Source organism: Solibacillus sp. FSL W7-1472 (assembly GCF_037969775.1).
GTDB lineage: Bacteria > Bacillota > Bacilli > Bacillales_A > Planococcaceae > Solibacillus > Solibacillus silvestris.
In genome coordinates this window covers 287,384-313,477 of sequence record NZ_CP150208.1, presented here as the reverse complement: position 1 = coordinate 313,477, position 26,094 = coordinate 287,384, and the positions used below count along the sequence as shown (strand labels likewise).

The 26,094-nt window shown below is 39.9% G+C and carries 24 protein-coding genes; 12 read left to right on the top strand and 12 right to left on the bottom strand.

Annotated features, from left to right (window positions below):
- Positions 1–73: 73 nt before the first annotated feature.
- The 3 genes from MKY07_RS01550 to MKY07_RS01540 all read right to left on the bottom strand — a co-directional run bounded on the left by MKY07_RS01550 (position 74) and on the right by MKY07_RS01540 (position 2,718).
- Positions 74–751 (bottom strand): benzoate transporter, encoded by a 678-nt coding sequence (locus MKY07_RS01550; RefSeq protein WP_014824919.1) that lies wholly within the window; start codon positions 749–751, stop codon positions 74–76.
- Positions 752–1,861 (bottom strand): dipeptide epimerase, encoded by a 1,110-nt coding sequence (locus tag MKY07_RS01545; protein ID WP_339264610.1) that lies wholly within the window; start codon positions 1,859–1,861, stop codon positions 752–754.
- A 245-nt stretch (positions 1,862–2,106) separates the two neighbouring features.
- Positions 2,107–2,718, bottom strand: coding sequence for a flavin reductase family protein (locus MKY07_RS01540; RefSeq protein WP_008406186.1), 612 nt, complete (start codon positions 2,716–2,718; stop codon positions 2,107–2,109).
- Positions 2,719–3,526: 808 nt separating this feature from the next.
- On the opposite strand from MKY07_RS01540, the gene MKY07_RS01535 reads away from it, so the two are divergent.
- From MKY07_RS01535 to MKY07_RS01495, 9 genes are all read left to right on the top strand, one after another.
- The gene (locus MKY07_RS01535) at positions 3,527–4,801 is read left to right on the top strand and encodes an OFA family MFS transporter (protein WP_008406185.1); all 1,275 of its coding nucleotides are present in this window, start codon (positions 3,527–3,529) and stop codon (positions 4,799–4,801) included.
- Positions 4,802–4,948: 147 nt separating this feature from the next.
- Positions 4,949–6,133 (top strand): YbfB/YjiJ family MFS transporter, encoded by a 1,185-nt coding sequence (locus tag MKY07_RS01530; RefSeq protein WP_339263586.1) that lies wholly within the window; start codon positions 4,949–4,951, stop codon positions 6,131–6,133.
- A gap of 119 nt (positions 6,134–6,252) precedes the next feature.
- Complete coding sequence (locus tag MKY07_RS01525; protein WP_008406183.1) at positions 6,253–7,086, top strand: MerR family transcriptional regulator; 834 nt, start codon at positions 6,253–6,255, stop codon at positions 7,084–7,086.
- Between the two features lie 111 nt (positions 7,087–7,197).
- Positions 7,198–8,361 (top strand): MFS transporter, encoded by a 1,164-nt coding sequence (locus MKY07_RS01520; protein WP_014824922.1) that lies wholly within the window; start codon positions 7,198–7,200, stop codon positions 8,359–8,361.
- 66 nt (positions 8,362–8,427) lie between these two features.
- Positions 8,428–9,630 carry an ornithine--oxo-acid transaminase gene (locus MKY07_RS01515; protein ID WP_339263585.1) on the top strand — a complete coding sequence of 401 codons (1,203 nt, stop codon included), beginning with the start codon at positions 8,428–8,430 and terminating at the stop codon, positions 9,628–9,630.
- A 71-nt stretch (positions 9,631–9,701) separates the two neighbouring features.
- A complete protein-coding gene (locus MKY07_RS01510) occupies positions 9,702–10,262 on the top strand; it encodes a DUF1273 domain-containing protein (protein WP_039966958.1) in 561 nt (186 codons plus the stop codon).
- Positions 10,263–10,368: 106 nt separating this feature from the next.
- Positions 10,369–10,680: a hypothetical protein gene (locus MKY07_RS01505; RefSeq protein WP_008406178.1), complete on the top strand. Its 312-nt coding sequence runs from the start codon at positions 10,369–10,371 to the stop codon at positions 10,678–10,680.
- 370 nt (positions 10,681–11,050) lie between these two features.
- Positions 11,051–12,442 carry a class II fumarate hydratase gene (fumC, locus tag MKY07_RS01500; protein ID WP_008406176.1) on the top strand — a complete coding sequence of 464 codons (1,392 nt, stop codon included), beginning with the start codon at positions 11,051–11,053 and terminating at the stop codon, positions 12,440–12,442.
- Between the two features lie 85 nt (positions 12,443–12,527).
- On the top strand, positions 12,528–12,752 hold the full coding sequence (locus MKY07_RS01495; RefSeq protein WP_339263584.1) for a hypothetical protein: 225 nt from the start codon (positions 12,528–12,530) through the stop codon (positions 12,750–12,752).
- A gap of 556 nt (positions 12,753–13,308) precedes the next feature.
- Here the strand turns inward: MKY07_RS01495 and MKY07_RS01490 are convergent.
- The 9 genes from MKY07_RS01490 to MKY07_RS01450 form a co-directional block, all read right to left on the bottom strand.
- The gene (locus MKY07_RS01490; RefSeq protein ID WP_339263583.1) at positions 13,309–14,064 is read right to left on the bottom strand and encodes a prepilin peptidase; all 756 of its coding nucleotides are present in this window, start codon (positions 14,062–14,064) and stop codon (positions 13,309–13,311) included.
- Positions 14,065–14,097: 33 nt separating this feature from the next.
- Positions 14,098–14,871 carry a potassium transporter gene (locus tag MKY07_RS01485; protein ID WP_339263582.1) on the bottom strand — a complete coding sequence of 258 codons (774 nt, stop codon included), beginning with the start codon at positions 14,869–14,871 and terminating at the stop codon, positions 14,098–14,100.
- Positions 14,868–15,461 (bottom strand): PilN domain-containing protein, encoded by a 594-nt coding sequence (locus MKY07_RS01480; RefSeq protein ID WP_339263581.1) that lies wholly within the window; start codon positions 15,459–15,461, stop codon positions 14,868–14,870. The genes MKY07_RS01485 and MKY07_RS01480 overlap by 4 nt, the downstream gene beginning before the upstream one ends.
- Positions 15,458–16,435 (bottom strand): pilus assembly protein PilM, encoded by a 978-nt coding sequence (gene pilM / locus MKY07_RS01475; protein WP_339263580.1) that lies wholly within the window; start codon positions 16,433–16,435, stop codon positions 15,458–15,460. Before pilM ends, MKY07_RS01480 begins: the two co-directional genes overlap by 4 nt.
- Positions 16,436–16,563: 128 nt before the next feature.
- Positions 16,564–17,043 (bottom strand): prepilin-type N-terminal cleavage/methylation domain-containing protein, encoded by a 480-nt coding sequence (locus MKY07_RS01470; RefSeq protein WP_339263579.1) that lies wholly within the window; start codon positions 17,041–17,043, stop codon positions 16,564–16,566.
- A 93-nt stretch (positions 17,044–17,136) separates the two neighbouring features.
- On the bottom strand, positions 17,137–18,345 hold the full coding sequence (locus MKY07_RS01465; RefSeq protein ID WP_339263577.1) for a type II secretion system F family protein: 1,209 nt from the start codon (positions 18,343–18,345) through the stop codon (positions 17,137–17,139).
- The gene (locus MKY07_RS01460) at positions 18,342–19,388 is read right to left on the bottom strand and encodes a type IV pilus twitching motility protein PilT (RefSeq protein WP_339263575.1); all 1,047 of its coding nucleotides are present in this window, start codon (positions 19,386–19,388) and stop codon (positions 18,342–18,344) included. The genes MKY07_RS01465 and MKY07_RS01460 overlap by 4 nt, the downstream gene beginning before the upstream one ends.
- A gap of 14 nt (positions 19,389–19,402) precedes the next feature.
- Entirely contained in the window at positions 19,403–21,067 is a 1,665-nt protein-coding gene (locus MKY07_RS01455; RefSeq protein ID WP_339263574.1) for an ATPase, T2SS/T4P/T4SS family, read from the bottom strand.
- Between the two features lie 17 nt (positions 21,068–21,084).
- Positions 21,085–22,503: a VanW family protein gene (locus MKY07_RS01450; protein ID WP_339263573.1), complete on the bottom strand. Its 1,419-nt coding sequence runs from the start codon at positions 22,501–22,503 to the stop codon at positions 21,085–21,087.
- 411 nt (positions 22,504–22,914) lie between these two features.
- On the opposite strand from MKY07_RS01450, the gene MKY07_RS01445 reads away from it, so the two are divergent.
- From MKY07_RS01445 to MKY07_RS01435, 3 genes are read left to right on the top strand one after another with little or no spacing between them, the layout of a single operon-like run.
- Complete coding sequence (locus MKY07_RS01445) at positions 22,915–23,328, top strand: prepilin-type N-terminal cleavage/methylation domain-containing protein (RefSeq protein ID WP_339263572.1); 414 nt, start codon at positions 22,915–22,917, stop codon at positions 23,326–23,328.
- A complete protein-coding gene (locus tag MKY07_RS01440; protein ID WP_339263571.1) occupies positions 23,321–23,836 on the top strand; it encodes a prepilin-type N-terminal cleavage/methylation domain-containing protein in 516 nt (171 codons plus the stop codon). Before MKY07_RS01445 ends, MKY07_RS01440 begins: the two co-directional genes overlap by 8 nt.
- 1 nt (position 23,837) lies before the next feature.
- On the top strand, positions 23,838–25,766 hold the full coding sequence (locus tag MKY07_RS01435) for a hypothetical protein (RefSeq protein ID WP_339263570.1): 1,929 nt from the start codon (positions 23,838–23,840) through the stop codon (positions 25,764–25,766).
- Positions 25,767–26,094 lie beyond the last annotated feature (328 nt).

Here is a 26,094-nt window from a genome sequence, read left to right as displayed (position 1 = left end):
GTATTCAAACGACATGGACGGGATTAAATCGATAAAGGATGTGGCGAATAACTGATTATCGCCACATCCTTTATTATTTTACATATTGAATAAGCCAGTCCGGCCCATCCGCTCTCATCGATATACCGATAAAGCCTGATTTTAGAAGTTGCTGCTGTGCCTCCGTATTATCCATTGGGACAAATTGCTCTTCAGTCCACTTATGTTCTTTATAAGGAAGTGACTTCATAAATACATAACGCAATTTCCCGCCATACTTCAGTTTCAATGCTGCAATATGCATATGTTGAGAAAACTTATCCTTTAAGCTCGCAATATTGCCCGGCATAACCGTTGCACAAACGGTATGAAACTTCGATTCATCCACTTGCTGCATAATGATTTCAGCCATTGTACGCTGCAGGCCATGACCCCGATAATCCGGATGAACATTGGAGATTTCCTGATAAAGCACTTTTCGCAGTTCCTTCTCAGTTTTCAAACCAATATCATAGCCTAAATGTTCTTCATCAATCATTGGCTCCAGCAGTGCTCGAAAAGCGATTAATTTCCCTTCAACGAACACCCCGATCATAAGTCCGTTCCCACTTAAAATAAAGCTCAACTCTTCATTATCGAGAGGCTGCAATATTGCTTTGTTCGGCAGTGCATCGACCACTTCCTGCTGCAAAACGGTTAACTCCGGAATATGTGTTTCGTTCAATACCTGCACGACATATCGTTCATTCCCTAAAAATCCTGTCGCAATCATTTACTGCACCACACAATGGTCACGTGTTAATTCCGCTAAAACCGCTTCGTCAACATCGACACCTAAACCTGCACGTTCATTCAACTGAATATACGGGACATTATATTGAAGGTTTCCGATATCTTTTGAGAATTTTAACGGTCCAGTTAATTCCACACTCGTAAATACTTTATTTGAAAAGGCAACATGGAAACCTGCCGCCGAACCGACCGAAGACTCGACCATTGAACCGATTTGGCATTCAATCCCTGCCATTTCCGCCATATGTGCTAGCTTCATTGCAGGATACATTCCCCCGCATTTCATCAATTTAATATTTACCTTGTCCGCTGCACGCTTTGCAATAATTTCGCGCATTTCACGCACACCGCGTAAACCTTCATCAATCATGACAGGAATTGATGTTTTAGATTTAATTTCAACCATGCCATCAATATCATCGGCACGTACCGGTTGTTCCAGCCAGTCGATATTCAATTGTTCCAGTTCACGAACTGCTTGCATCGTTGTTGAACTGTTTACCCAGCCTTGGTTGACATCAACACGAATCGCAATTTCCTTTCCAACACGTTTACGCACTGCTTTTATGCGGGCAACATCACTCGCTACATCGCGTCCGACTTTCATTTTGAATGAGTTGTATCCCATTTCTACACGTTCTGCCGCTTCATTTGCCATCTTTTCAGGTGTTCCGATGCTTAATACATGTGTAATCGGGAACCTTTCATAATAACGCCCGCCAGTCAATTGATAGGCAGGTACACCAAGTTTTTTTCCCGCCAAATCAAAGCAAGCGATATCAATTGCCGCTTTCGCAGCCGGTGCACTGTAGATGAGCGCGTCCATTTTGGCATGGATTTTTTCAAAGTTCATCGGGTTTTCCCCAATCATTGCCGGTGCTAATGTATGTTTCAATACAGCGTAAGTACCTTCCAGTGTTTCACCTGTCACATGTTCGTCCGGCACTGCTTCGCCCCATCCGACTAAACCGCATTGTGATGTTATCTTTACAATAATAGACGGCATGTTCGGATATGTCCCGTAGCTCACGATAAATGGTTCAATTAATGGTAATTCAATATTAAATAATTCAATTGTTTTAATTTGTATCATTTGATTTTTCTCCTTTATCCCGCATTAACGGATAGTAATTTATCTGCCTCGAAAGCTTAGCGTAGCGGCAGAGGCAAGACTCCCACATCTTGACGGGAGATTATCTACCCGTAAAAGCCCGATTGGTTCGGGCCAACATGATGTTGGTCACACAAGCGTTGTCACAGGACGTGACGGTTTCAGCTTGTATTCCTTCCAATCAGTGGGGATGAAAAATCCCACTGATCGAAGTTTCACTTTATTTAAAGCGGGCGCTCGATTGTAAATTGCTCACCGATTTTTGCATAGTCATTTCCCGCAAGACGGCTAATTGCACCAAGACCTTTTGGATCAATTCGACCATCCTCGTACAGACTTTCTTCTATATGATAGTAAACGACTTTTCCGACGATCAGGTCACAACCTGCATTTTCATCATCGCCGCCAAGTTCCAGCGCTTTTTCAAGGACACATTCCAGTCGGACTTTCGCTTCCTTTACACCCGGAACATCGATTTTTTCACTCTTTACTAATGACAGACCTGCAACTGCTATCTCACTTTCATCCGGTGGCAAGTTTGCAGCTGTTTTATTTACTTGTTCTACATTTTCAGTATCAACAATATGGACAACAAATTGCTCTTTTGCACGAATATTTCTTGCTGTATCTTTTGGCTCCCCTTTTTTCCGTTGGATACTTACCGAAATCATCGGAGGATTTGAAGAAACGATATTGAAAAAACTAAATGGCGCCGCGTTTACAACCCCATCTTCAGATATCGATGTAACAAAGGCAATTGGTCTTGGAATGATGGAACCTATCAGAAATTTATAATTTTCACGTTCTGATATTTGTTTTGGATCAATTTTCTTCATAAAAACTCGCCTCTTTTCTTATCACTAATTTGACTTTAGAGAACTGATTGCAACACGTCAAATAGTTTTTCTGCATTTTAATTTAGGACAAATACTTTTATACATATTTAATTCGTTCCATATTTTGTGTGATTTAAAGGCTGTTTTAATAGGCTTTTTCAAGGTTATTGAAACAAAATCCCTCTACCTCCTCCTGGATATTTTTCTTTTTCAATCAAAATTCTTCAGCGAAACTTCAAAAATTTCCTATTCAACTAACTGTTATAAACAGTTTCGCCATTCTATAAGGAAAGTATAAAAACAGGGCTATTTAGATTAAAAACTTTAGCAAAAACGTTGATTTATCAGTGCATAAAGCTATTTATGAGTTCTTTTATGTGTATTAGTAACTGTTATATTATGAGTTCAAAAGTATTTTCCATTAATCCATTTCGAACATTTAAGAGAAATTATTTGCACAACTAAGTATTTTTAGTTATTTAAATAGAATTTATTACAGTTTACAATATTATCCTACCCTTAACATATTGCTATATTAAACTAATACTTCACCACCGGCAAAACCTTGATTTATCAACGTTAAAGCGCATTTTTACCATCAAAAAATAATTGCCTTAAGTACAATTTTATTACCCAAAAGAGAAATATATGTTTTTTCGAGATAATATATTTTGTGAAATTCTACTTGCACAACATAATAAGTTAATGTTAAGTTAATGTACATGGACGTTCATACTTTAGACATAACTACTTCAAGTAGAGAAATGTCGTATAACCGATATTTATTTTCGTGTGAGGGGGAAATTTTTTGAAAAAGAATCGTTGGTTAATTGCTGCATCAGCAATCGCTATTCACCTTTCAATCGGTGGAGCTTATGCATATAGCGTGTATAAAAATCCAATTGCTGAAGAGCTTGGGTGGGATGCATCGCAAATTACAATCGCGTTTACAATTATGATGGGGTTAGCAGGTTTTGCTGCCGCACTATTTGGTAGTACAGTAGAAAAATTAGGTCCGAAAAGAGCAGCGATGGTTGCAGCGGTACTATTCGGTTTAGGTCAAGGTGGCGCAGGTATTGCAATCGCTATGGATTCGGTTGTTTTATATTGGTTGACTTACGGACTGTTAAGTGGACTTGGGATGGGTATTGGTTATATCGCTCCAGTATCTACACTTGTTAAATGGTTCCCGAATCGTCGCGGTCTGGCGACAGGTATGGCAGTATTAGGATTCGGGTCTGGTGCATTAATTACCGCGCCGGTAGCTGTAAACTTAATGGAGTCTTTCGGTATTTCAAACACTTACTTTATTTTAGGAATTAGCTATTTTGTATTAATGATGATCGGTGCACTTTATATCGCTCCGCCTAAACCGGGCGAAGTAGAAGAAGCTGTTGCATCAGGAAAAGCAAAAACAACTGAAATTGCACAAATGTCTGCTCGTGAAGCTGTTCGTACAAAGCAGTTCTGGATGCTTTGGGCAATGCATTTAATTAATGTTACATCTGGTTTAATGTTGATTTCTGTTGCTTCTCCAATGGCGCAGGAAATTGCAGGTTTATCTGTAGCTGCAGCTGCAGCAATGGTTGGATTAATGGGCTTATTTAATGGTGGTGGCCGCTTACTTTGGGCAGCTGGATCAGATTATATCGGACGTTCTAACGTATTCGTTATTTTCTTCACGATTCAATTAATTGCCTTTATTACACTCCCATTCACTACTAACGCCATTCTATTACAATTGTTCATATTCTTAGTAGTTAGTTGTTATGGCGGTGGTTTCTCGAATTTACCAGCATTTGCAAGTGATTTATTCGGTACGAAACAACTTGGTGTTATCCACGGATATTTATTAACAACTTGGTCACTTGGTGGGATTTTCGGTCCACTAATCGCATCAACTGTTTATGAAGCTGCAAATAGCTATGTACCATTGTTTTACTTATTCAGTTTCTTAATTGCAATTTCATTAGGAATTTCTTTATTAATGCGCTCGAATGTCAACAAAATGAAAAAACAACGCGCAAAAGAAGAAGCAAGTACAAAACACAAAGGGAAACAGGGAGAACCTGTTCATTCATAAGGGATTCTATAGAGATGAAACGGAAGTATCAACTTCCGTTTCATCTCTTTTCTTTTTTCTCTTATTTCTGCGGGTATTTTCTCTATTACTCTTGAATTTAAGAATGTTACAATTACTGTAAGGGATGTTTTTCCAGGGGGGATGTTCATGAACCGTCAACATTTCAGTATCATTTTAGGAGGCATTTTATTTTTAGCGGTTGCAATGGGGATTAGCCGCTTTGCCTTCACGCCGATTTTACCGTTCATGCGTGTTGATGAAAATTTATCTTTTACACAAGGCGGTTGGCTGGCTTCCAGCAATTATATCGGATACTTCATCGGAGCTTTAGGGGCAGGGTTTGTTAATCGGTCGAAAAAGAATTTTCTATTATTGAACGTATTCATAAATGTCTTTTCAATACTTTTGATGGGATTGATTGAGTCCTATTTAATATGGATACTTTTGCGCTTTATCGCCGGATTAACGAGCGGTTTTATATTTGTACTTACATCAAGTATTGTAATGGATTATTTAGCGGCAAATTTATTAACACGCTGGAGCGGCTACTTGTTTAGCGGGGTTGGATTTGGAATCGCATTATCAGGACTTTTCGTGCCATTCTTTGAAGCGAGCTTTAACTGGCAAGGATCCTGGCTTGGACTTGGCGCATTATCCGTCTTATTTTTGGCGACGACGATATTTTTTTGGCGGCATTTAAATGTCAAGAATCACATAAAGGAACCAAAGTCAGCGGACAACAACATTTGGCGCGGGTTTATGCCATGGCTGATCATTGCATATGGATTGGAAGGACTCGGCTATATTATTACAGGCACTTTTTTAGTAGACATCATTTATAATATCGAATCATTACGAGCCTATGCCGGATATAGTTGGGTACTAGCCGGTTTAGCAGCCATTCCGTCTGCACCGATTTGGATGAAATGCATGTCCCGTTTTTCAACAGTTTCCATGATGAGTCTTGCCTATTCAATACAAATTATCGGCATTTTGCTTCCGGTTCTATCGCAATCGGCATGGAGCGTACTATTGTCGGCGATGTCATTTGGTTTTACGTTTGTGGGACTCGTAACGATGTCGACCGCTTATGCTAGGCAGCTGTTTCCAAAGCAAAGCAACTATATCGTATCAATACTGACTACGTTTTATGCGATTGGACAAATTATCGGACCGGTTATTGCGTCCCGTCTGGAAACTCACTTCCGCACGTTTAAAGCCCCCCTGCTGTTTGCAGGAGGTACCGTTACACTCGCGCTTGCACTGTTACTCATCGGGTATTTCTACAGCAGGAAAAGCCCTGTTCATTTAGCTGCGGATATAAAATATTGAACCTCAATCACATCTCATGAAATTATGGAGATGTGATTTTTTCGGTTTTCCAAAATAATTTACCCCTATCCCCCATTAATGTTACGATACCGATAACATTGTACTTCGGAGGACATCCTATGGAAGAAAAACATTATTCAATTGGCGAGGTTTCCAAACTGACGAATATCTCTATCCAAACGTTACGCTACTACGATCAGATCGGCTTATTCAAACCTTCCTATGTCGATCCTAAAACAAATTACCGCTACTACAAAGACTCACAATTTTATCATTTGGATATTATTAAATCATTGAAGTATATCGGTGTCTCATTGGAGGAAATTAAAGCAGCGCAGCAGTTTACCCCTGCTGAACTTCTCTCCTTTTTGAAGCAGCAGGAAAGTGTCATTGAACAGCAAATGAATCGCATGTACGAAATTCAGCAGTCTTTATATAAAACAAAAAGGCAAATGGAAGAACAGCTGGCAATCGATGTAATGGATACGGTCTATTTCAAAAATGAAGAATCGGTCCGTATTTTATCGATTAAAACAAATGAACTGACACCGTACTATATTCCAAACACGTACTACAGCTCCTTAATTAAAACACTGGAAGTCGAAAACAGCTTGCTGAGCAATCGGTATGGGTGTATTTTTCCATACCAGCAATACGACAGCCTGGATGAACTGCATTACAGTCATGTTTTTACACCGCTCATTACAGACCGGTATATTACGCATTTAACAACCGATATGGATGTGAAAACAATACCTGCCGGACGATATGTATGCATTGCGTTCATTTTTGAACCGGACACGTATTTAACACAATACCAAAAGCTTTATCATTATATAGAAGAACATCAATTACAAGTTTTGCCGGTTGTCTATGAAATTTTTATGCCTCTAAACTATTCTCCAAATGGAGAAGACCAGTTCATCGTGGAATTAAAAGTTAAGCTGCTCTAACTAATTTTTACAAATACTTTAAACAGTTCTATTGACTCTATAGCTACTGTAGGGTTTATGTTAGATAATGCGGATTAACGATTTTTCACAACGTAATAAGGAGCAATAACAATGAAAGACTATAAAATAACATTAGGGTTACTCTTATTAAACCTGTTCATCGCCTTTCTAGGAATCGGTTTAGTCATCCCGGTACTTCCTACTCTAATGAATGAACTGCAAATAAGCGGCACCGTTGTCGGCTATTTAACAGCAGCATTCGCAATTGCACAACTGATTGTTTCACCACTCGCTGGTAAAGCAGTTGATAAATATGGACGTAAAATTATGATCGTCATCGGATTATTTATTTTCGGTATTTCAGAATTTCTGTTCGGTTTAGGGAAAACGATAGAAGTTCTTTTTATCTCCCGTGTTTTAGGCGGAATCAGTGCGGCGTTTATCATGCCAGCTGTAACAGCGTTTATCGCGGATATTACAACAATGGAAACGCGTCCAAAAGCGCTTGGCTACATGAGTGCGGCAATTAGTACCGGTTTCATTATCGGGCCGGGTATCGGCGGATTTTTAGCTGATTTCGGTACACGTGTGCCGTTCTACTTTGCAGGGGCGCTCGGTACAACGGCAGCAATCCTATCTATTATTTTACTGCGTGAACCAGAACGCAATATGGTAAATGTAGAAAATGCACCGGTACAAACATCCGGATTTAAACGCATTTTAGAACCAATGTACTTGATCGCCTTTATTTTAATTTTTGTCGCATCATTTGGACTCGCAGCATTCGAATCGTTCTTTAGCCTGTTTGTCGATCATAAATTCAGTTTCACTCCAACAGATATCGCAATCGTTATTACAGGTGGAGCAATTGTCGGTGCGATTGCACAAGTTGCGCTGTTTGACAGGCTGGCGCAAAAATGGGGAGAAATTAAGCTTATTCGCTACAGCTTAATATTATCGGGCGTTCTAGTATTTTTAATGACCGTTGTCAGTTCATATTTTGCTATTTTACTCGTAACTTGTATCGTATTTGTCGGCTTTGACTTATTCCGTCCTGCCGTTACGAGCTATTTATCTAAAATTGCCGGCAATGAGCAAGGTTTCGTCGGCGGGATGAACTCGATGTTTACAAGTTTGGCGAATATTTTCGGGCCGATTTTAGGCGGGATGTTATTCGATATAGATATTAACTATCCATATTACTTTGCAACGGTTGTCATCTTCTTCGGTATTCTGTTAACATTAATTTGGAAGAAACCTGCATCGTATATGTAATTTTTTCTGTCTTTTGCAATGGATTTATCTGTTTTACAAGTAAATTTGCTTAAGGAGGATTTCATCATGACAACTAAATCAAATTCAGAACAACTTATTTCAACTACGGAAAAATTCGGGGCGCACAATTATCACCCACTTCCGATCGTAATCGAAAAAGCAGAGGGTTCCTGGGTGACAGACCCTGAAGGCAACCGTTATTTAGATATGCTCTCGGCGTATTCTGCTTTAAACCAGGGTCATCGTCATCCGAAAATTATTCAGGCGTTAAAAGATCAGGCAGATGCGGTGACACTTACGTCACGTGCATTCCATAGTGCGACATTAGGTGTTTGGTATGAAAAGGTCAGTAAGCTAACAGGCAAAAATATGGTACTGCCGATGAATACAGGCGCTGAGGCTGTGGAGACGGCGATTAAAACGGCCCGTCGCTGGGGATATGAAGTAAAAGGCATTGAAGCAAACAAGGCGCAAATTATCGGCTGTAACGGCAATTTCCATGGCCGTACAATGGGTGCTGTGTCGCTATCCTCGGAAGCGGAGTATAAGCGCGGATTTGGCCCAATGCTGGAGGGCTTCACATTAATTCCTTACGGTGATATTGACGCATTAAAGGAAGCCATTACACCGAATACAGCGGCATTTATCGTGGAGCCGATCCAGGGAGAAGCAGGTATAATTATCCCGACAGAAGGCTTCTTAAAAGCAGCGTATGAACTATGTAAAGAAAATAAAGTTCTGTTTATTGCAGATGAAATCCAAACAGGTTTATCACGAACAGGAAAACTGTTTGCCTGTGAATGGGAAGATGTTACACCGGACGTCTACATTTTAGGTAAAGCGCTTGGAGGCGGAGTTTATCCGATTTCAGCAGTTGTCGCGAATGATGATATTCTTGGCGTGTTCAATCCAGGATCACATGGCTCGACTTTCGGCGGTAACCCGCTTGCCTGTGCCGTATCGATTGCAGCGATTGATGTATTACTAGATGAAAAGCTGACAGAGCGTTCATTGGAGCTTGGCGACTACTTTAAAGCACAGCTTCAGACAATTGAGAACCCGGTGATTAAAGAAGTGCGCGGGCGCGGTCTTTTCATAGGCGTTGAGCTTCACGAATCGGCTCGCCCCTACTGTGAAAAACTGGCTGAACGCAAATTGCTTTGCAAGGAAACACATGACACAGTAATCCGATTTGCCCCACCGCTGATCATTTCAAAAGAAGATCTGGATTGGGCACTCGAGCAGATTAAAGCGGTTTTTAGTGAATAGAGTGTATAGTAAGAGGGCGCTGTGTTATGCATAGTGCCCTTATTTTATTGATGGTTAGGCAAAGGAGACTTATGATGAAATCACTTTATATTACGGGCTACCGTCCACATGAACTCGGGATATTCAATGACAAGCATCCCGGTGTCCCGGTTATTAAAAAGGCGCTGGAAAACCAGTTGCGCATCCTCATAGAAGACGGACTTGAGTGGGTCGTGATCAGCGGCCAGCAAGGTGTTGAAACATGGGCAGCACAAGTTGTACTGGAACTGAAAAACGACTACCCTCAACTCAAATACTCCATTATCACCCCCTTCTTGGAACAGGAAAAAAATTGGAATGAGCATAAACAAGAGACCTTTATGCATATAGTAAGTAAGGCCGATTTTGTGACAAGCGTGACGAAGCGCCCTTATGAAGCACCATGGCAATTTATCGAAAAGGACAAATTCATTATTGATAATACAGATGCGACATTGCTCGTCTACGATGAAGAAAATGAAGGGTCCCCAAAGTATGTGCTTCGCCTCATCCAAAAGTATATGGAGCAGCATGAGGAATACGAGCTATTGATGATCAATGCTTATGATTTACAAATGGTAGCTGAGGAAATGCAACAAGGAGATGATTGGTAAAAATTATGTAAATATCTAAATTTAGTAAATATTCTGACTACAGTTGTTCGTTTTGGGGTATAATATATTAAACAAATTATATTTCACTATTAAAGGAGGCCACATTATGAACCAATTGACGATGATTAATGAAACAACACCAATCAATATACCGCACCATACGTATAAGCGTGAGTGCCGATATACGAGAGGCATCAACATTCCTCTTGCAGATATCGAAAGAATTTTATATGGGCTGAGCGATGATGCACTTCATTATTTTGAGTTCCATAATATCGCGAAAGAAATTAAACAAGGAACATTATTAAATGGCTATGCGGGGCTTGCTAATATTATTTCAGACTATTATAAGAATGAAAAAAATATAGAAATTCCTGAACTGACAAATGGCCGGGATTTTTATGTAAAAATAGTCTAACAAAATTAAGGGGATGACTTCCTAAGTGAATACCGAAAATAACAACGTCTAAAGTATCCTATCGGTTCGGTGCTTTCGGCGTTGTTTTACATATTGGGAGATTCAGCAAATTGAATTTTCTAAAAATTTGTTTAATAAAACTATTGACTTTCTAATTGATAAAGATTATCATTATCATTGTAAGGTTGGTAAAACCTTTTCGATACTGTTCCCCCCAGTTCAGATTCGAAACTCATTAATTACTTTTCTCATATTTCGAAAAGATTAAAAGGATTGATCTTTTCTCCTGGAAGAATGGCAAATCCCCTCACACGATTTGCCATTTTTTCATGGAAAATTGGGTATACATATATTAAAGGAGATGATTTAGTTGGAATTCCGTATTGAAAAAGACACTTTAGGTGAAATTCGTGTACCAGCAGACAAAATTTGGGGTGCACAAACCCAGCGAAGCAAGGAAAACTTCCAAATTGGGACAGAAAGAATGCCGATTGAAATTATTCGTGCCATGACCATTTTGAAAAAAGCAGCGGCTATCGCCAATAATAAGTTAGGCAAACTGTCCGATACGAAAAAAAATGTGATTGTGGAAGCAGCAGATGAAATTCTTGCAGGTAAATGGGATGAGCACTTCCCTCTTGTCGTCTGGCAAACAGGCAGTGGTACACAGACAAATATGAACGTGAACGAGACAATTGCCCACTTAGCCAATGAAAAGCTGGCGGCGGCCGGATCGGATGAAAAGGTACACCCGAATGATGATGTCAACAAGTCACAAAGCTCGAATGATACATTCCCTACTGCGCTACATATTGCTGCAGTCGAAATCGTAGAAAACTATCTAATGCCGCGCTTAAAACTGTTACAGGCGACATTAAAAGAAAAAGCGCTGGCATTCAACGATATTATTAAAATTGGCCGTACGCATTTACAAGATGCAACACCGCTTACACTTGGACAGGAAATTGGCGGCTGGCATCATATGCTGTTAAAATGCGAAAAAATGATTATGGTGAACACACAGTTCATGAAGGAGCTTGCAATTGGCGGTACTGCTGTTGGTACAGGCATTAATGCCCATCCGGAATTCGGTGCCCGCACAGCTGCAGAAATCAGTAAACTAACAGGCATTGAATTTACATCTGCGGAAAATAAATTCCATGCACTGACAAGTCATGATGAAGTCGTAACAGCACACGGTGCATTGAAGGCATTGGCGGCAGATTTAATGAAAATAGCCAATGATGTGCGCTGGCTGGCAAGTGGTCCACGCTCAGGTATCGGTGAGATTACGATTCCTGAAAACGAACCAGGCTCATCTATTATGCCGGGGAAAGTCAACCCGACACAAAGTGAAGCGATGACAATGGTCGTAACTCAGGTTGTCGGCAATGACGCAACAATCGCTTTCGCAGCATCACAAGGTAATTTCGAACTGAACGTATTTAAACCGGTGATCATTTACAACTTCCTGCAATCAGCACGACTACTTGCCGATTCGATGAAATCATTCAACGACAATTGCGCAGTCGGTATCGAGCCGAATATGGAAGTATTGGACGCTAACCTGAAAAATTCACTGATGCTTGTTACTGCGTTAAACCCGTATATCGGTTATGAAAATGCGGCGAAAATTGCGAAAACAGCACATAAAGAAGGCACAACATTAAAAGAAGCTGCTATTGCATCGGGTCTTTTAACAGAAGATGAATTTGACCGTTATGTTGATCCAAAAACGATGATTTATCCAAACGCCGAATAATTTTTAGCTATCCTACACAACCTTCCAACAAGTTTAGTCAATTACTTTTATCAGTAATAAACTAATGTTGAGGAGGTTGTTTTTATTGAAAAAAATTCAATTTGTAAAGGATGGTTATGAAATCGTTGTAAATATTCGCAGAAATATACAGAGCGAAACGACTAAATACGTTGAAGCAGATGCCTATTATAATGATTTTGGCAACTACCGGATATTAGTTTTAGCAGATACCGTGGAAAAAGCGGTAGAAGTGGCAACATATGAACTATTGACCAATCATCCATTTGAGAAAGTGATAATAGATTATTAAGACAGATTTGAAGGGATGCCCTGAAAATGATTACAGGACACCCCTTTTATCCTAGATTAACAGGTAGTAATTCATTTGCCTCGAAAGCGTAGCGGCAGACGTTCGACCGGCTGCCTATTAAAATGTTAATCCTCATTTTGGAGTAGATAATCCTCAATTTATGCCGATTAATCCTCAACATAGATGTATTAATCCTCAGTTGTTGCTGTTTATTCCTCATTTGTGAACAGATAATCCTCAAATGTATTTTTAATCCTCACTTGATAAGGATTAATCCTCAATTTCAAGTGGAAAGTGTCTGCTCGGCTGCCTATGAGAAATTTATTCCTCAAATTGGTACAAATACCCTCTTACAGCGGACTGTGACAGGATATTCGCCACTTTGGCATGGATAATAGCCAAATTCGATGCGGTATTCGCCAACCCGGTTCACTTAATCGTCACTTTCAATTTTAATCGCCAGTTTGCGACCTTTATTCGCCACTCCTCCTTAGAAGAGTGGATACAAAAGCAAAAAATGCCCCGGAAAAATAATTCCAGGGCATCCGATTTTTCATTACAGCAGAAAGTTTAAGTATAGATCGATCAGCCTGTCGCCGTAAAAGTAAACGATAATCGCCGCGATGGCAATGGACGGTCCAAAAGGTACAGGTGTTTTGCGCCCTTTCCCCCGAACTTTCAAAATGACAATTCCAATGACCATTCCGATTACCGAAGCTAAAAATAGTGTTAATAATGTATTGAACGTTCCCAAGACTAAGCCGATCAGTAAAAACAGCTTAATGTCTCCGCCGCCCATCCCGCCTTTTGAGATGATGGCGATTAACAGTAATATTGAAAATCCAATTGCGGCACCGACCAGACTATCCCACCACGGATCGAGCGGCGAAAGAATTCTGCCGACAATGAGCAACGGGAGGAAAAACAGCAAAATCTTGTCCGGAATGAGCATATACGCGATATCCGACACATTGATAATGACGAGTAACGAAATAAAAAGAAGTGCGACGGCCAATTCCCATGTAATGCCGAGCTGCCATGTCGCAAATGCAAATAACAGACCTGTTACAAGCTCAGTGAATGCGTAAATCGGCGATACTTTTACACCGCATGTCCGGCATTTTCCTCGTAAAAATATGTACGAAAAAACAGGTACGAGTTCAAAAGCGCTTAAACGTCGATTGCAATGGACACAGTGAGATGGCGGTGTCACAATCGACTCTTTTTTCGGTACCCGTAATCCGACTACATTGTAAAACGAACCGAAAACCAATCCGAAAATCCCCGCAAAAATTGTATACATAATCTCCATTCTATAACGCTCCTTACTTGTACCTGGCTTTAATTATTCATAGTAGAATGTTGTAATTTGAATGTTTGCCGTTACAACGTCCGATGCTTCTTCCGTGAACTGGTCTTCTTCACCAGGAAGTGCAAAGTCTATAATATCGATTCGCATGACACGTTCTTTCTTTTCAATTTCTTCGATAAACTGCTGTAGATTCACATCGTTCGGCGCCACTACATTTACATTGAACGTTACCAGTTTCAATGATGGCGGCAATGTTTCTACCGCAATTGTGGAAATCGGCAGTTCTTCTGCTGGTACTTCGCCATCTGCCGCTTCTGTATCCTCTGGTGTTTCAGGCGATTCAGTCGTTTCGGTTGGTTCAGTCGCTTCAGTTGTCTCTGATGATTCCGAACCGTCTTCTGCTGCTGCCCCCTCTTCAAGTTCAGGTGTATACAACGGGTCCTGCAAGCCTGAACTGGATACGAGTGCATCATAATTATTAAATTCAATGCTTTGAACACGCGAACCTGTCACATATTCAATTTCCTCCATTGCTAGAATGAGTGCATCGATTTCACGAGTAGCCGGCACTTTTTTGCGCAATGTAAATTCGTTTACGTCTGTTTGCGAATGCTGTGTGTTTAATTCCGCCAAACTTTGCTCCATTGCGGAAATTTCAGTTTCCAGACTCGTTATTTCAGTACGAATGGCCTGTACCTCGTCGTCCTTTGGCTTAATAACATAGTAATAGACAGCAAATAAAAGGGCCATCGCCAATGCAATGACTAATAAAAGCGTCCCGTTTTTACTGCTTGAGATGGAATTCATTGCTCATCACCTCCAGCAACGACATATAATTGGTCGATCACCAGCATAATTTCTACATTATAGCGCGGGACTTCCTCAAAGAGCAGTGCTTCATCTGTCTCTTCACCGGCAGGATTAATATCGAAATTGGAAACGGTCCCAACTTGAATGTCACTGAAATACGGGCTTTTTTCAAGCTCACTTACATAATTCGAGACAGCATTCAATGTTTCGAAATCCACCACCACTTGTACGCCCAATTCAGAAAAGGCATAGGAGCGCAAATATGTATCTTCCGGCAATAAATTTCGCGTTTCGAAGATAATTGGCGATACCGGGTAGGAAACACGCTCGACAAAAGCGACCGATTCCTCCAAAGATCCCTGACTTAACGTACTATAGGAAGCCAATTCCGCCTGCAGCCCATCCCTTGCAGCAAGTAACGAGTCACGTTCAGGTGTAGTGCTCGCAATTTCACTTTTGGCACTGAAAAATGTCCATATTAAAAGCCCTAAAGTTATTAAAGAGACAATCCCCACTACATAAAAAGCAATATTTAAACTCGCCTCGCCCTTTTCAATTTTAGGGAGAAGGTTAATATTTGGAATCATTCATTAACCTCCTTTAAGGCAAGACCCAACAATGTCGCATGCTTCGCTTTGCAATTCGGGAAAGATTCTTCAATTACCGCATCATCGACAATGCGGATCGGTGTCGGTAAATTATCGATCAATAAGATTTCGATGATATGAAGCAATGGATGATCGCCCATCACAATGATTTCGTCAACAACCTTCTCGCCTTTATGTAAGGAGAATTTAAAGAAGTTCATCATCCGGTCGATTTCAAGCACCTGATCGGTTGTAGCCGCCCGGAAATCATTTAAGTCGCCCGTATAGTTTAATTCGACTTCCTCATTTTCCAGAATGGTTTGCTGCCATTTCTCAGGATCTGTATCAATCGTCAGAAAGCGTAGAAACTCCACTTCCCCATTCGAAAAAATGCCGATCGACAGTTCATTGATTGACCAGTCTGTCACTAAGTATGTACGTTTATGATCGATAAACTCGATATGTTCCAACAAGCGCAAATTGCACAATGCACGAACATCCGCCACCTGTGGATGCAGATGATTGTCCAATAATAGGCCAATCATCTTACCGACCTCATCAGGAGGTGCAGCAAACAATACCGCTTTTCCATCCCCTTCAATTGAGTCATAAACATCAATAAGCGGCTCCTGGAACGGCAAATGAATCGATTGCCCGATCTCCATCTGCACAAACTCCTGAAGCTTTTTCCCGCTCACATCAGCCGGGTGTTCAAATGCTTTCAAGAGCACAGACGCATCCGGCACTAAAAAGCGCACATTTTGCTTTCGCCCGCCCCAGTTCGCCACATTGTTTTTTATTAAATCGTAGATCACCATTTCGTCTTCAATCGCACCTTCATGCACGACATTGACAGGCAATGGCAGCTCATAAATTTGCGGCTGTTCCAGCTTCTGCCCCTTCGATACAAGTGCCCGCATAACATAGTTACTAAAAACAATCGATACATGCGATTTTCTCTTCATACTGAACATAGAGGGACCCTCCTCTTTTACTTTGCCTCTATATGTAGGGCAAGCTCGTCTTCATAACTATTATTCTAGCGAAATCATCGCCCAATGGAACACCCAAGCGCTTGGGTTGGGTGTTCTTTGGGGGGTGATTATGGATTTGATGGTGCTGGTGCTGTTCCTATTGTATAGTTACCAGACCCACTACCCTTCTTGTCATCTGCATTAATACCAGAAATTGTCGCTCCATTAAATGTCACAGTTTTGTCACCTGAATATTTTATCGCAGCTGTAGTTAAAGCGTTTTGTGTTCCTGCAGTAGACCCAGCAGTACCTTTTGTTACTTTTCCTGCACTCGGAATCTTACCCGGTGTATCTAAAAAAGTAGAATCCAATAACTGTTTAACAGTTACATCTGCTGCACCAGGATTATCAACAAAATAAAGATTTGCTGCATTTATTACATTAATTCCATCTGCCTTCACCGCATTATAACGTGAATTCTCGATAATGTTTCCAATCGCCGGTATAGCAATTGCTGCTACGATACCTAGAATAACAATTACCGCTAAAAGTTCCACTAAAGATAAACCTTTTTCATTTTTAATACGCTTTTTCAAAAGTTCAAACATATTAAATCCTCCTCTATATTTTAGTTTTTATTGTTTTTTTGCATTGACGCTTTGTACTGCTTTGATGCCTCCTTGCAAAACGTCTTTTTCTGTTTACATATTTTCATACATACTGAACATCGGCAGGAAGATTGCTGCTACAATTAGCCCGACAGCACCAGCTAATATTACAATCATTAGTGGCTCTATCAATGATTTCAATGTATCTACTGTTCTCTCAACTTCCTCTTCATAAAAGTCCGCAATCTTCTCAAGCATGTAATCCAAGGATCCTGTAGATTCCCCAATTCTCGTCATACTCGTCACCATCGGAGGGAAGATCCAGCTTTTTTCGAGCGGCTCTGTTAAGGAACTTCCCTTTTCAAGGCTTGCCCGGGCATCTAATACAACTTTTCCCACAACTGGATTTCCGGAAACCTTTTCCGAAATTGTAAGTGCGTGTAAAATGGGTACCGCACTGCTGAATAATGAAGATAGATTGCGCGTCAATCTCGCAATCGCCGTTTTTTGCAGCAATGGTCCGAATATCGGCATCTTCAGCAGCATATAATGTACAGTGTAATGAAACTGCGCATTGTTTCTGAATAAATACTGGAATACCGTAACGCCAATCACCAGTAATCCAATTGGCAGCCACCAAAACTTTCTCAGCCATTCCCCTAAAGCAACTGTCCATACTGTTAACGTAGGGAGTTCAGCATCCATCGATTCAAACGACTCGACAAATGTGGGAACGATGAAGATCAGCATGAAAAACACTACGACTACGATCAGTACTAGTAACATCGCCGGATACGTCAATGTTGATTGTACTTTTTTGATTAAACGGAACGACTTTTCATATGAGTTTGCCAGGCGTTCCAATGTATCATCAATATTCCCTGTCGCTTCACCTGACCGCATCATATTGATGAACAGCTCCGGAAACACTTTCGGGTGCTTTTGGACCGCATCGGAAAACGGAATACCTGTCCGAATGTCCTCTTCCACTTTTTCCAGTGCCCTTTTTAATGGCTTGCTTGTTGCCTGTTTTGCTAAAATGCTTGTCGCTTCAACTAGCGAAACACCTGCACGGATTAATGTCGCAAACTGGCGGCAGTAAATAACGAAATCCTGTACTTTAACTTTTTGGCTTCCTAAATTAATATCTTTGTGCAGTAAGCTTTTCGATTCTTCAATTTCGCGCGGGTTAATTCCTTTTTCACGCAACTTGTTAATTGCGGCCGCTTTATTTGTCGCATCGATTGTTCCTTTTTGCGTGACACCTATCTTCGTACGTCCTACATATTTAAATACGGTCAACTGTAATCACCTACGTTCATATATGGACGAGCTTCCTCCAATGAAATTTTCCCGGAAGAAATAAGTGCCTGGATCGAGTTTTCCAATGTGTGCATCCCCAAAGCCCTGCTTGTTTGCATAATACTTGGAATCTGGTGAATTTTTTCATTTCGGATTAAGTTCGTCACAGCAGGCACACTCACTAAAATTTCTGTTGCCGCTACACGCCCTGCTTTATCTTTGCGGATAAACAGCCGTTGTGAAATGATGCCCTGCAATACATTCGCCAACTGAATCCGGATTTGCCCCTGCTGATAAGGCGGGAACACATCGATAATCCGGTCAATCGTTGTCGGTGCACTTGATGTATGCAGTGTGGCAAATACTAAGTGACCGGTTTCCGCAGCGGTAATCGCTGTTGAAATCGTATCTAAATCTCGCATTTCCCCTACCAGAATGATATCCGGGTCCTGACGCAGTGATGCGCGAAGACCATTTGCGAACGTATCTGTATCGACACCGACTTCACGCTGATTGACGACCGATTTTTTGTGCGAATGTAAATACTCAATCGGGTCTTCTAACGTAATGATATGCTTTGCTTTTGTTTCATTTATATAGTCGATCATTGCAGCAAGTGTTGTCGATTTCCCTGACCCCGTTGGACCTGTAACTAAAATAAGTCCCTGAGGTTTTTCTGCCAGATCGTACAGCACTTTTGGCATATTCAATGACTCAATTGTCGGGATTTTGCTCGAAATCAGACGAGCGGCAATTGCCCCGGCATTTCGCTGGTGATAAGCATTGACACGGAATCGGCAAAGTCCTTCCAGTGAATAGTTGAAATCGGTTTCGCCTTTTTCCTCGAATTCCGCTGCTTTATATGTCGGTAAAATCGTCTGAATCATCTGTTCGACCATTTCCGGTGTAACGATGACATCTCCGTAATGCTTCAATTGACCGTTTACGCGGTATACAGGAGGAATCCCGATCGTTACATGTAAATCAGAAGCGTTTTCGTCATACGCACGCTGCAGTAAATCTTGAATGTATAATGTCGCCATCTCCTGATTCCCTCCTAGTCAATCGTCGCCACACGCAGTACTTCTTCCGTTGTAGTGACACCTTGCAGTACCTTTTGCAGACCATCCTGCAGTAATGTGTTATAGCCTGACTGCTGCATATAATCTCGGATATCATCGCCGCTTGCTCTATTTAAAATGAGACTCTTTAATTCCCGGTCAACCGGCAATAATTCATGAATCGCAAGTCGCCCTCGGTACCCGGTATTGCCGCATGCACTACAGCCACGGCCTTTTCGTACCTTTTCAACAACCAAACCGTTGTCAGAAAAAATTTCTTTTTCGCGAATTGTCGGCTCCACCTCTGTCCCGCAATCCCGGCAAACCTTCCGCACAAGACGCTGGGCCATGACACCGACAAGGGAAGACGAAATTAAAAACGGTTCAATTCCCATATCCTGCAGACGGGAAACGGATTCAATCGCACTGTTCGTATGCAATGTACTTAATACAAGATGCCCTGTCAATGATGCACGGATCGCAATTTGGGCTGTTTCCAAGTCCCGGATTTCCCCGATCATAATAATGTCTGGGTCTTGCCGTAAAATCGAACGCAAGCCGGCCGCAAAGGTCAAGCCTACCTCTTCTTTCACCTGAATCTGGTTGACACCGTTCAGCTGATACTCCACCGGATCTTCTACTGTAATTATGTTGACGCCTTCATTGTTCAAATTGGAGAGCGCTGCGTATAAAGTGGAAGACTTACCTGAACCTGTTGGACCTGTGATTAAAACAATCCCATTTGGCTTGGCAATCATCTTTTCAAACAGTGCTTCGTTTTTCTCCGTGAAGCCGAGCTGGGAAATCGCTGTTGCGGCATTACTCACGTCCAAAATACGCATAACGATTTTTTCGCCGTATACTGTCGGCAGTGTTGATAGACGAATATCAATGCTTTTAAACTCTATATTGATCTTAATCCGGCCATCTTGCGGAATACGGTTTTCCGTAATATTCAATCCACCCATAATTTTCACACGTGCGGTCATCATATTCTGCATATATTTTGGCAGTGAGCGCTCTGTCTTTAATACGCCATCTACACGGTAGCGTACTTTGTAATCTGTCTCTTGCGGATCAAAATGAATATCCGATGCACGCTGGGCTACTCCATTGGCAATGATCTGATTGACTAAACGGACAATCGCCGAGTCTTCATCGGTGATTTCCTGCTGTACTTCCGTTGTATTGACAAACACTTCGGACAATGCCGCATCCATCGAAGCCTGCAGATCATAGTATTTCGTAATCGTCCGGTACAGATCGTCTTTAGCAGCAATACTTGTTTCAATTTGACAGCCTGTCGCCATACGGACTTCCTCAATCGCAAAGTAATCCATCGGGTCCGACATCGCGATAAGCAGCTTATTTTTATCACGGCGAACCGGCATTATATTTGCACGCTTTGCCAATTCCCTCGGTACAAGCTGCAATAATTCCGGATCGATCGCATATTTATTTAATGTTATATGAGGAATCCCGAGTTGGAATTCCAGAACTTCGATTAACTGCTGCTCTGTAAGTACATTTTCCTTAATCAGAAAGTCTCCGAGTTTTTCATCACGGCTTTTGTTTTGAAGTGCGTAATCCAGCTGTTGTTCATTAATTACGCCCGCTTCTACCAGTAAGTCTCCTAAACGTTTTCTCGATTTTGCCTTCATTTTTATGCCCTCCTCTTCTACGGAGTGATTAAATTCCCGCCTTTATCGTAATAGCTGCCGGGTGGGAGATTTTCTTCTTCATCATCTTGGTTTTCTGTATTACTATTTTTTGAGTTATTTGTTCCTGAACCGTTATTACCAGAGTTGGACCCTGTATTTTCAGAACCATTATTTTGTGAACCATTGTTACCGTCATTGTTATTCGGTAAATCCCCGCCGTTCATATCTCCATCAGGGAAACCGTCCCCATCTAAATCAACCTGATCAGTAGGATCGTTGTTTACATTATCCGTTGTCGGTGCCGGTTCTGGCTGTTGAGAAGATTTCAAGATAATCCGGTCAACAGGCGGATAATAATCATGGCTTACCAGTTCTTGTTCATCATAAACAGTTCGGTAGACAGAAACACGCAGCCCTGCCTTCCCTTGCTGCACTTGTTTCGTTTGTCCAATTGCCAGTTCTTTGGAGTAGCGTGTAATCGTGCGCGGCTGAATTTCTTCATCCTCCGTAACCGTAACGGACACTTCAGTTTCTTTAGCTGGAGTATATACTTCTGTCATTAATTTACCTTCATCCATTGAAAGCTTCAATACAATTGGCTGCGAAGATAGATTCACAAACTTCAGATCCTCATTTGCCAGCACATCCACTTTTGCCTCCAAGCCGGGCTTTAAATAGGAAGGGATTTCATTTTGCGAGTAACGTTCCAGTATCTCACTATTTACATGAACCGCTGCGTTGTAGACATTTGAAGCAACAAAATTGATGGCTTCACGATTGGCAAGATTAATTGCATCTCCCAATTGTTCAATAATCGAAAAAGACATTTGCGGATCAATCACTGTATCGTTCAATGCAAGAACAAGTTCATTGATTCCCATCGCACCTTCTGGCATAGCTTCCAATGACAACGAAATACGGTCAATTTCCAACAGAGATGTATCGATCACCACCGCTTCCACCTCATCTGCTTTTAAATAAGAAGCAGCTAATTCCGCATTGCTGTACGTTGCATCAGTATCCCAAGTTGAAACACTGGCAATCTCGTCTTTTACTACTTCACTCGGGAAAACAGTTAATGGCAGATGGACCGTTGTCTCACTTTCCCAAAAGGCATACCATGGTTTACGGTAATTCTCTTCATACTGGTTTACCGTACTTTCGATATCAAACTGGAACGTGGAAGAGCTGATCTCGATGGAACTGCCTCCACCAGAAACCGTTAAATTTTGGGCATACCAGTCATTCACATTTTTTGTCAGCGCTGATTTTAAATCCTCGCCCTCCAAATTACCCACTTCCATTCCGCCGATTGTCGAACTCTTTGCCTCGTCATTTGCTACAGTATCAGAACTGGCGATAAAATGCGGCACCCATATTGATAGTGGTACCGCAAGCAATGCAACTAGTACAATTGTCTTAAAAATAGTTTTCACCTTCTCACCCCGCACAATTCAGTTTATTTCTGTCATATGTAGTTCAAATTATTTGTAAAATTTGAATTATACTCTCTTTATTTCCTCATTTTAGGTGTATAGTAAACTTAAATACTTTAGTTATCAAATAATTACTTTTATTGTAATACATAAATTTACAGAATAGTACTTAATGTGATTTAATTCTCCACAAATTTACTTTATATTGTCATTTAATATAATACATGATAGATTACTTTATGACTATATAGTTTACAAATTTTTTTATTTTGTATTTTATATAATCAATAATACCTAAACTAAAAGTATAGTTCCTCCGATATCTCTTATAATCTTTACTTATAATTGATTATTTGGTTGGAAAAATGGCGGGTAATTATGCTGAAGTTCTACATAGAAAGAGGAATTTAGATGAAGATTCTAAAACAGCAACGTGGTTTTTCATTGATAGAGGTTGTGGCGGCTTTAGTTATTATAACTATTGTTCTTCTTAGTTTTTCCCAGCTATTTATTCAATCGAATAAAACAGCTGCTTATAATAATGAAAAACTTGTTGCGATTAATATGGCAGAAGCGGAGTTGGAACGTCTTAAACTAATGCCATTTGCAGAGCACCTTCCTCCTCCAGATTCAACAACTATATATATATTTGAAACAACATCTGACATTGTGAAAAAACTTTACTCAGACGGTGATAATTACCGTTTGAGTATTAAAGCAACGCAAACGCCCGATGAAAAAAACAGAAACCTTATTAATATAGTAGTAACAGTAAAATATAAGAATTCCAAAAGTACTGCAGAGGGGTATATTCGATATGAATAATCAAAAGGGTTTAACATTAGTAGAACTTTTAGCTGCTATTGTTATTTTCAGTGTTATTGCAATATTTGCAACCTCCATTCTTCTAAATTCTATAAAGACATATGCAAAAATAAATTCTGATACCGTTCTTCGAGATGAAGCAGATATAATCATGGCCAACTTAATTAAAGGAATCTACACTTCAAAGGATTCAGAAATTACTTTCATCGAAAATATTTCTAATAATAACTATTATCTTAAACAGAATACTCCGGTAAATGGTTCGGCATTAGAAACAGGATTCAAGGATAGTAAAGTTTGGATAAAAGGTAGTATTCTCACTCTAAATAATAGTCAGCTAGAAGTAATATGGGAAGAATCAAACATCGATATATTTGAAGGTGCAAATCGCGATCGGTCTTACCATATTACATTGACGCTCAATAATAAAAGCAAAAATGTCAAAAAAACATTTAGGTCCGAAGTTCGCTCTATAAACGATTTAGAAAGAGAAGATGAGGAGAGCTAATATGATCAGGAAAACTATTCAAAACTCCAATGGCTATGCATTATTATTAACCTTTGGCCTAATAATTTTATTCACCGTTCTAGGAATATCATTAATGACTCTCACAACAAGTGGCACTGCTAAAAACAGTTCTCGCGAATACGATACACAGGCATTGAATCTTGCAGAAAAAGGAATGGACTTTATAGTCAATGAAATCAATACACATTTAGCCGAGTATACAAAAGAAGGAAAATCCAGGGACGACTTTATAATTGAACTAGAAAAATTCAATCATAATAATACAAGGTATAAATGCACTTTCGACTCATATGGGAATCTTATTAACGGCTTAAAGGTTTCAACAAGCAGGAGCCAACACGATACATCACTGGCTTGTATTAAAAATGTACATCCAGTAAATGACGAAAATGGACAAAACGATTTAAAGAAAAAATTAGAAATAGTCAGTTTCGGTGCAGTAGACGGCAAGAAAAAACAATTGACTAATTTTGTGGAAATAGGCGCAGATCACATACCAGAACAGCTAAAATACACATTAACCTCCAATGGAAACATTCACTTAAATGGGGCAGTACAAATTACCGGGGATCTAAGATATAAAGGAAGTCTAACCACTTACAATAAAGCGCATATCATTAAAGGAGAACATTATTGGGTTGAAAGTTTAAAACCAAGTATTAAATCTACAAGTTCAAGGAGTAATCCGAGGATTGTAGTTAGCAGAGATAGTAAGTTTTATCAAGTTAAGGATGCGGGAAATGCCAGTAATCGTTATTCTGGTATTCATAATTTAAGCAACTCTTATTTAACAATGGAAAATGATATTTCAAAACTTTTTGATACTGCTGTATTTGATAAAGTACCAACAGTTGTAACTACGGATTCTAATATTAATAGTGTTGATGTGTCTGCTAAAAAAAACACTTACAACTATACGAGAAATTCAGCCAGTGATCTTAATACAAATAGGGACCAATATTTAATTCCGAGCGGGACATATCAAAACAAACGATTTTTGATTTATCGTTCAAGTCCTCGTAATTGTTCGTATGGTTGCAGTGATAATTATTCTCCCTTAAATACAAGCAATACCTTCGAACTAAAAGGGAATTACGAGTTTGATCAGTTAGCAACTTCCGCTAATTTGAAAATATCAGGTTCTGGCTCTACTATAACAAAAGTCAAAATAAAAAATACATTATACGTAGAAGGAGATTTGATAATAGACGGAAATGTCGAGCTTTCCGGGAGTATTTTTGTAAATGGACGATTAAGGGTACATGATTCTAATTTAAAAACCAATGCCTTGATTTATGTAAATAATCCAAGTAATTATTATTGCACTTTATTGAATACCTACTCTATTTGTGAACCTGTAGATATACAGTATTCAACTATTAACAGTCTCCCTTACAGAAATGAAAAAAATGAACCCGCTAACGGGACATTGGTTATTTTTTCAAGGGGAGAAGTGAAATTATCTAATAACTCTTCGTGGAGTCTCCACAATGAACCTAGTGAGATATATGGATACTTTTATTCTGACAAGGAGCTTGAAATTTATGGGTCAGGTTCTAATATGAAAATTCATGGTGGAGTCTATGGTAATAGAATAACATTACATGCAACTAGAGGGAATGTAAAAGAGACTTCTTCCGGTGGCACTACTAATTATAATGGATATAATGGATGGTACTTCTTTAAAAACACGATACAAGATAATAATAGCACCATTAGTTCAAACCAGTTAATAAATGATACTCGCTGTAATTTTCCTAATAAGAGTAACCAAAAAAAATGCTATGATTATCATTCACGCTTACAAATTCAATATAACGAAGATGTTGTAAGCACTTATATTGAACTAAACAAGAAAGAAGAGTTGATATATAAAGTTGATCCACCTAAATTTGTAGAGAGAAATTAACTAAACGCCCCCATGCTCTGACGGGTTTCATACCACTGGTACAAAATCAATTCCGGTTATTCAATACAATTCAATTAATCCATTACGAAAATTCGTAACTGAGAAGCTGAAAGCAAGAGAAATCTTGTTTTCAGCTTCTTTTATTTAATAAAAATGTCTGTCAGAGCCCTAATAAAACATTGTCTATCACTAGTGTCTTAAGACTATTTCCGTGCTGAATTTTTATTTCAAATTACTGAGTCCTATTTTTTTCAGCCCTAACAATATAATGTTCCAAAATGATACCAAGCTTACTTATTAATACGCAACATAACCCTCGACCGCACTG